General features: G+C 65.3%; 1 protein-coding gene. It reads right to left on the reverse strand.

The window, feature by feature from the left end:
- On the reverse strand, nt 1-1,421 hold a 1,421-nt coding region (gene ltrA / locus FFS10_RS22845; protein WP_212744179.1), incomplete at its 3' end, for a group II intron reverse transcriptase/maturase.
- Nucleotides 1,422-1,636: the final 215 nt, after the last annotated feature.

Consider the following 1,636-nt stretch of genomic DNA (forward strand, 5'->3'; position numbering starts at 1 on the left):
TTGATGGGTCGGTGCATGCGCCGTCTGAGCTCGATCTTGACCGCCTGCAGCTTGGTTCGCAGGCGTTTGGCACTGGTCAGCCGCAGCACCATGAATTTGCCCTTCCTGGTCTGCCCGCAGCAATGCGTGAAGCCCAGGAAGTCGAAGGTCTGCGGCTTGCCCTGTCCCCGGCGGCCTCGGTTGTTCCGGGCGAAGCGCCCGAACTCGATCAGCCGCGTCTTGTCGGGGTGCAGCTTCAGCCCGAACTGGCCCAGCCGCTCGGCCACCGCGCGCTTGAAACGCTCGGCGTCGTCGCGGAACTGGAATCCGGCCACCCAATCGTCGGCATAGCGCACGACGATCACGTCGCCTCGGGCATGGCGCCCCCTCCACTGCTTGACCCACAGGTCGAACGCGTAGTGCAGGTAGATGTTGGCCAGCAGTGGGCTGATGCTCCCACCCTGAACCGTCCCCAGCTCATTTTGCGTCAGCCTGCCTTCTTCCAGCACGCCCGCGTGCAGCCATTTCTTGATCAGCCGCAGCACGCGCGCGTCGGCCACGCGGTGCTCGATGAATTTCACCAGCCAGTCGTGCTCGATCGTGTCGAAGAACTTGCTGATGTCCGCATCGAGTATCCAGTTCACCTTTCTTGCGCTCACTCCCACCGCCACGGCGTCCAGCGCGTGGTGCGCGCTTCTCGCCGGCCTGAAGCCGTAGCTGAACCCGAGGAAGTCCTGCTCGTAGATGGCGTTCAGGACCTCGACCGCAGCGCGCTGGACGATCTTGTCCTCCAGCGCCGGCACGCCCAGGGGGCGTTTGCTGCCATCGGCCTTGTCGATGTACACCCTCTTGACAGGCTGGGGCCGGTAGCCCCCTCGGGCCAGTCGGTCGGACAGGTCCCGCAGATTGCCCTGCAGGTCCTGCCCGTACGACTGCCAAGTCTGGCCGTCCACCCCGGCAGCCGCATCGCGCTTGAGCGCGTGGTAGGCCGCCTCAAGGCGTTCGACCGCGTAGATGTGATGCAGCAGTCCGGTGAACTTCGCATCGCGACGGCCCTTTGCCGTCCGTCGTATGCCATCGAGCGCGGTTCCCATGTCGTAGGTCCGCATCGATCTGCGGGACATGCGCGCCGCGATGGCATTTCCCTTGGCCTGCCGCCTTCCCTCCACCACCTCCGCCGCCGCAGGAGCTTCCCCCGCGGCCTTGTTCGGCAGCTTCTTCGGTACTACGCAGCAGTCCGACTTCCCGCGCCTGTGGCTCATCGCTGTACGCCCTTGGGCTTTTCGATGCGCTCTGCATTCGTCGCTTCCCAGCGCGATGCAGAAGGACGCGGGATCTCCCGGTTCCCGAGCAAAGTGTTTCCGCGCGTGCGCGGGGTCTGTGACCGCGCGGGGTCCGACGCTGCCTCGCCAATGCGGCAGCGCCGGTGTGGCCTTCGGCATGTCTCCACAGCCTCGGCACCCCGAACCTCCCGCGCCAAACAGCGCGGGGCATGGATTACGCGGCTCAATACCCGGCCTGCGCGTACCCCTGTCAACGCTTCGCCCACACCCTCACGAATGTGCACGCATGACTCGGGGCCGCCGTAGCTGGCTAAGCCTTCAACGTATGACTCTTTCATTCACAACACTTTGCCGGTTTTGACCGGCGCACGGAG

Origin of the sequence: Ramlibacter sp. 2FC, assembly GCF_005503345.1 — a bacterium.
In the GTDB taxonomy this organism is placed as follows: domain Bacteria; phylum Pseudomonadota; class Gammaproteobacteria; order Burkholderiales; family Burkholderiaceae_C; genus SCMQ01.